Source organism: Chitinispirillales bacterium, from assembly GCA_031254455.1.
Lineage (GTDB): Bacteria > Fibrobacterota > Chitinivibrionia > Chitinivibrionales > Chitinivibrionaceae > WRFX01.
In genome coordinates this window covers 1-6,322 of sequence record JAIRUI010000113.1, presented here as the reverse complement: position 1 = coordinate 6,322, position 6,322 = coordinate 1, and the positions used below count along the sequence as shown (strand labels likewise).

Sequence of the window (6,322 nt, the reverse complement as noted above, 5' to 3'; positions counted from 1 at the left end):
GTTATATTAAGGAAATTCCCGTTGCCCGGTCGTTTGTGTTCGGGGATATCGATTTTGAGCCGCCCCGACAAATAACCTCCGGTAAGCGAATTGGGATTTTCCATAACTTCTTTGGGAGTTCCAGCCGCAACAACTTCCCCGCCGTGACGCCCAGCTCTTGGACCTATGTCGATTAAATAATCGGACGATTTTAACGTTTCTTCGTCGTGTTCCACGACTATTACGGTGTTCCCTAAATCTCGAAGCGAAAAAAGCGTATTCATCAATTTCGTGTTATCGCGCGGATGAAGTCCGATACTCGGCTCGTCAAGAATGTAAGTAACTCCGGTTAATCGCGAGCCGATTTGCGTCGCAAGCCGAATACGCTGCGCTTCGCCGCCCGAAAGCGTTTGAGCCATCCTGTCAAGCGTTAAATACCCCAAACCGACATTTACCAGAAATCCAAGCCGCGAATTTATTTCACGTAAAATCTGCTTTGAAATAAACGTTTCCCGTTGGCTTAATTCCAAATTATCAAAAAATTTCTTTGCGTCTTCAACACTCTTGTGAGTTAAGTCTCCGATATTGGTTTTGCCGACAAGAACCGAAAGCGTCTCTTTATTGAGTCGTTGTCCGTTGCACTGCGAACAGGTTTTCTGTATCATGAATCCTTCAATCCATTCGCGAACCGCTGCGGAATCGGTTTCTTTGTACCTCCTGCGTAAATTCGGGATAACTCCTTCAAACGGCGTATTAGACCATTTCGTAGGAACTTTTATGTCGCCCGTACCATATAATATCATATTTCTTTGCGTATCGTTCAAGTCGTTCCATGACGATTTTCTGTCGAATTTGAATTTGTCGCATAAGGCGTAAAAAATCTGACGGTTATAACTCGCCGCATAACTTATTCCGTTCCATGAAGTAATAGAATGCACCAACTGATTTGTTTTGCTCGTTATTACCAAATCCAAATCGAAATCGTTGACAAAACCCAGTCCGTCGCATTGCGGACAAGCGCCGTAAGGCGTATTAAACGAGAAATTGCGCGGTAAAATCTCTCCGTAAGATATTTCACAGTGTGGACACGCGAGTTTTTCCGAAAAAAGCATCCGCACTCCGTTTTTATCTACAATCAAACTTGAATTGCAGGAATGTTTCAGCGCCGTTTCAACGGAATCCGTCAAGCGATGTCCCAAATCGTCTTTTACGACCAATCTGTCAACAACGACTTCGATAGTGTGTTTTTGCTGTTTGTTAAGAACGATTTCATCTTCAAGCATTTTCATTTCTCCGTCAACTACCGCCCTGACGAAACCGCATTCGCGTAAATGTTTCATAACGTCGATATGTTCGCCTTTTTTTCCTATGATAACCGGAGAAAGAAGTTGAATTTTTGCCCCCGCCTCAAATTTCAAAATAATATCGCACATTTCCTGAACCGTTTGATTCGAAATCAATTTCCCGCATTTATAGCAGTGCGGTTGTCCGATACTTCCGTAAAGTAAACGAAAATAATCGTGAATTTCCGTAATTGTCGCGACAGTCGAGCGCGGATTATGTCCGCCGGTTTTCTGTTCGATTGAAATCGCCGGAGAAAGTCCTTCGATACTATCGACGTCGGGTTTTTCCATCAATCCCAAAAACTGCCGAGCATACGCCGACAAACTTTCTACGTATCTGCGCTGCCCTTCCGAATAAAGCGTATCAAACGCCAATGAAGATTTCCCGCTTCCCGAAAGACCGGAAATCACGCAAAAACTGTTCCGCGGAATTACAACGTCTATATTTTTGAGATTATGAACCCTCGCGCCTTTGATTATTATGTCTTTTTGTTCCATTTTACCTTCCTTTAAGCCGAAAATAATATAATTTCTATAGTTTTTCCTTACAAAACCAAAATAAATATTGTATTTTTATGAAAAACTGCCGATAAATGTGAGGAACTGATTTTTTGTCTTAAAGAAGGTATAATATGAATATTATTGATATATTTTTCACCAGCGAGTGGGTTTCTACGCTTTTTACCGTGATATTCGCAAGTATTGCCGCTAAATTATTTGTTCTTCCATCATACTTTGAAAAAGAGCAGGCGACAAGAATTGTTCTTATGAAAAGACGGGAAGAACGAAAATATGACGAAGAAAACGCTATTATTTAAGATACCGTTTATTGCTTTGCTGTCGTTCTTTTCGACAGCGTACGCGCAAATTACCTTAGAAACTTTTCTCCAGGAATACCACTGGGTAGATAACGAAGACTGGGTCGTTTATTCGGTGAGCGCCGCTTTCGTAATAGTCCCGATAATGCTTATAGTAATATATATATTCCAAAGAAGAAATCAAGACAGGCAAATAATGGAATTCTCCAACTTGCAGTTCAATCAAAAATCCAAAGAAATAAAATTACTGACATTTGAGCAAACATTACTGCGAAGCATGACTTGGGAAGTTGCGCCTAAAACGCTCTTCGATGTATTTAAATCCATTTTAATTTTTGAAAGCGCCGTAGACGCTAAAATAAAAAAAACTATTGAAAAATATGGAGAAAGCGGTAAAACAACGGAAGAAATCGCTCTTGTCATATCAAATTTACGAAGAAAGCTTGGTTACGACAAAATTATTCCGGAAAGACAAATACAATCCACAAGAAACATAGACATAGGGCAAATAATTTCAATTACAAGCGTATCGGACAATACAAAAATCAGCAACGCAAAAACATCGGAAGTAAACGAATTGTATTTTTCAGCGGATTTAATGGAATTAGACGATTCGACTTTAACGGACGACGCACCTATAAAAAGCTTTATCGTATCGTTTACCAGAGCGCAGGATGCGATGTATACCGCCAAACTTAACGTAAAAATGTTTGACCGTGACAAAAATATAATTTCGTTTTATCATTCCATAGCGTTAGAAAGAAGCCAGGCAAGAAAGTACGCCCGCCTTACTATGGATATAGGTATGAAGTGTCAATGCAAAATAATTGAGAGGAAAGATGAAAACGCCGTTCCGGCCGCAGGTGAAATACTTCCGGGAACGACCATTTCGGATATAAGCGGAGGCGGGCTTGCGTTTCTGTCAAAAATTTCGCTTTCCATAGACGATATTGCAATGTTTTCTTTTAATATGCAAGAACAAAAAACAACGATAAAAGGGAAAATTGTCGCAATTTCCACACAAGAGGGAAGTCATGATGTATATTACAGACACAGAGTCGTCTTTTGCGGCGTAAAACAGTCTGACGTAGAAAGAATAATAAAATATGTTTATAAAAAACAACAGGAAAGGTTACAAATCGGGTAGGCAAAAATATGTTGAAATTATCGTTTAAAATCCAATTGTCGTTAATAGCCGTTACAGTAGCGGTTATTGTAGCGATCGTCGTGTATCTTGTAAACAGCATAAACAAACAAGTACAGTTTATGCAAACAAAGGCTTTGCAGACGGCGGATTACGGATTTCAAGCGGTAACGGAATCGGCGATGCCGCCCGAAACTTTTTCGTTTACGATCGATTCGCTTAAAAACACGTCGGGAACGACTCCTGACGGAGGAAAATATTCGGTGTCCGTAACAAAAGATACGATTTCTTTGGATAGCATAGAAGTAAAAATAGAATCTTGCGGCTCTTTCGGCAAAGAGGTGCATTATCAATCGAAAAGATTACTTTTGGTAAGTCCTGATTCCGTAAATTGGGTAATGTCTTATTAAATTTCGGTTTTTCGCCCCTTTACCGTTGAATTTGTGTATATTTATATGTTAGTTTTTGACCAAGGAGTATAATACGTTGTTTGGCAATAAAGGTAGAAGCAACTACAGCGTGGGGCTTGACGTTGGCAATAAGTACATTAAATTAGTCGAATTAAGAAAAGACGACGACGATTTGCGTCTTATAGCCGTCGGGGTGAAAGATTTACCCGAAGGAGTCGTATCAGGCGGTTTTGTAAAAGATAAAGATACTTTTATCAATGCGGTAAAACAATTAGTACGTAAGTGCGATCCGGAAATAACAGACGTTATTGTTTCCATGGGAACCAACGGCGTATTAAGCGATAAAATAGGATTTTCTTACGAAACTTTAGACAACATAACGGAAGATATTCTTTGGGAAGCGAAACAAAGAAGTCCGTTTGACGTTGACGATATTACGATAAATTACAATATACTTAACGACGACGAAGCGACAAAGAAATTATTAATATTGCTTGTCGCCGCAAAAAATCCCGGAGTGTGCTCATACGTGGACGCCTTATATGAAGCCGGACTTCGTCCGAAAATCATAGACGTAAGTTCTTACGCTTTTAATAATTGTTATGTAAAAGAATGCGAATTGGAGGAAGTTCCCGAAACGCTCGTTCTTTTAGATATAGGTCATCAGGGAAGCAGATTCTTATTCATAAAAGACGGGCTTTACCATTCGGCGAGAGATATAGGCATAGGCTGTGATTACATTTTAAAAACGCTGCAAAAACAACTCAAAATAGATTTTGGACAAGCGACCTCCATAATGTTCGGGCAACATGTAGATAAAATTTCACTTGACGATATTCAGAAGGCGCTTCAATTTGTATATGAAGAATTTACATCAGGGTTTGATATGGCTTTTTCCTATTACAAAAAAGATTCCGGCGACAATTCCGTAGAAAAAATTGTGATTTGCGGCGGCGGAGTTTACGCGGCGGGGTTTACAGCATATTTGTCCCGGCATCTTGGTATTGAAGTGACTATCTCCGACCCGTTCTCTTTTTTGAAATACGACGCCGAATTATTTAACGATGCGGATCCGTCTGAATTCTCGGCGCTTTTTTCAATAGCAACCGGTTTGGCGTTACGAGGAGTATAATCTCATATGATAGAAAAAATAGAAATAAACCTTATTCCTGCGGAATATATAACTCAAGAAAGACATTTTTCGGCGGATCCGGCAACGGTAATTTCTTTAATTGTTTCAATTGTATTATCGCTTGCGGCGCTTATTTGGTCGTCTTTTCTCAGTTCGGGCATTTCGCGTGAAAACGAAAAAATCGCAAATATTGAAAGAGAAATTGAAGCCAACAAAACTATTCAAACCGAAATAAAAACACTTGAAACGAAACAAAGCGAAATGAGGGCGAAAGTTAACGGACTTAAATCGGTTAACATCAATCGCACAAAATGGGTCGACGCTTTTGAATTATACGCTTCCGTTCTTCCGGAAAATACTTGGCTTACCAGCATAGAAGAAGCGGAAGACGAAACTTCCGTAAATGTAAACGGCGTAACGGAAGCGGACGCCGAAGTCGGACAGATCATGAGCAGACTCGCAAGTTCTCCCCTTGTGAGCGGCGTGGTCTTAGTAGAGATGAAAGACGCCGGCAATAACGGACAATTAAAAAATTTTTCTATAAAAAATTCTTTAGTCAATAATAATGGAAAAACTCAGGGGCAATAATAGTATGGCAGACAATATAGATTTAAGCGACGCTAAAACGCAAAAGATCATAGCGATAATCCTAATCGGGATTATTGTCGTCGGTCTTATCGGAAATTTCCAAATCCGCGTAAAACATCTAGAATTAAAAGCCTTAAAAACCAAGTCCGCCCAAAAAACCGAAGAACTGAATAAGATATTGGTTCTAAAACCGCAATTGGAGATGATGCGTATCGAAGTCGCCCGCCTTCAACATGAAATGGACTCGCTTGAATCAATATTTCCAAGAAATCCGGATGTCCCGAATCTCATTACAAATATTACAAAAATTTCAAGAGCGCTAAAAATTTCTATGACGAGTTTCAAACCTAACGGAACGCTTGTAAAAGATTACTATGTCGAAAATTATTACGACATGTCTATTTTGGGTTCTTATCACAGTGTCGGAGACTTCTTCGCCAGCATAGCAAACTTTGATTTGCTTATAAACATCAATAAAGTTAACGTTCGCGTAAGCCCTACTCTTGTGAATGAGTTAAAGTACTTTGTTGAAAAATATAAAGGTTCGAAAGGAACGGACGAAATGATAAACAGCATTCAAGTCGTTTTTAGATTAACGACATATTCATCTCTGCAAGAGGCGGGTAAATGACATATTTAATTAAGAAAAAAATTATTTATTTACAATTTGCGCTGTTATTGTTTTGCCCGTATGTTTTTGCCGATACGGTTTCAAACAGTAATAAAATCACTTTATACGTTTTGAAAAATACCGTAAATCTAAGACAATTGCCTGCAATAGATTCGGAAATTGCAGGAAAAGGCTTATTCGGAGAACGTTTAACCGCTACAAGAAAAAAAGGACAATGGTATCAGGTTACAAATAGAAGAGGCGTTCAGGTTTGGGTGATGGAAGATTTGGTAGGAGA

At 39.4% G+C, this 6,322-nt stretch carries 8 protein-coding genes; 7 read left to right on the top strand and 1 reads right to left on the bottom strand.

Features of this window, described 5'->3' with window-relative positions; all coding sequences use genetic code 11:
• On the bottom strand, nt 1-1,820 hold a 1,820-nt coding region (gene uvrA, locus LBH98_08945), incomplete at its 3' end, for an excinuclease ABC subunit UvrA (protein MDR0304872.1).
• Nucleotides 1,821-1,954: 134 nt separating this feature from the next.
• Here uvrA and LBH98_08940 point away from each other — a divergent pair.
• From LBH98_08940 to LBH98_08910, 7 genes are all read left to right on the top strand, one after another.
• Entirely contained in the window at nt 1,955-2,140 is a 186-nt protein-coding gene (locus tag LBH98_08940; protein MDR0304871.1) for a hypothetical protein, read from the top strand.
• Nucleotides 2,115-3,287 carry a PilZ domain-containing protein gene (locus tag LBH98_08935; GenBank protein ID MDR0304870.1) on the top strand — a complete coding sequence of 391 codons (1,173 nt, stop codon included), beginning with the start codon at nt 2,115-2,117 and terminating at the stop codon, nt 3,285-3,287. The genes LBH98_08940 and LBH98_08935 overlap by 26 nt, the downstream gene beginning before the upstream one ends.
• An 8-nt stretch (nt 3,288-3,295) precedes the next feature.
• The gene (locus LBH98_08930; protein ID MDR0304869.1) at nt 3,296-3,694 is read left to right on the top strand and encodes a hypothetical protein; all 399 of its coding nucleotides are present in this window, start codon (nt 3,296-3,298) and stop codon (nt 3,692-3,694) included.
• 76 nt (nt 3,695-3,770) lie between these two features.
• Nucleotides 3,771-4,826: a pilus assembly protein PilM gene (locus LBH98_08925; protein MDR0304868.1), complete on the top strand. Its 1,056-nt coding sequence runs from the start codon at nt 3,771-3,773 to the stop codon at nt 4,824-4,826.
• 6 nt (nt 4,827-4,832) lie between these two features.
• Nucleotides 4,833-5,414, top strand: coding sequence for a PilN domain-containing protein (locus LBH98_08920; GenBank protein MDR0304867.1), 582 nt, complete (start codon nt 4,833-4,835; stop codon nt 5,412-5,414).
• 4 nt (nt 5,415-5,418) lie between these two features.
• Complete coding sequence (locus tag LBH98_08915; protein MDR0304866.1) at nt 5,419-6,045, top strand: type 4a pilus biogenesis protein PilO; 627 nt, start codon at nt 5,419-5,421, stop codon at nt 6,043-6,045.
• The coding region (locus LBH98_08910; protein ID MDR0304865.1) for an SH3 domain-containing protein at nt 6,042-6,322 on the top strand (281 nt) is incomplete at its 3' end. The genes LBH98_08915 and LBH98_08910, both read left to right, overlap by 4 nt.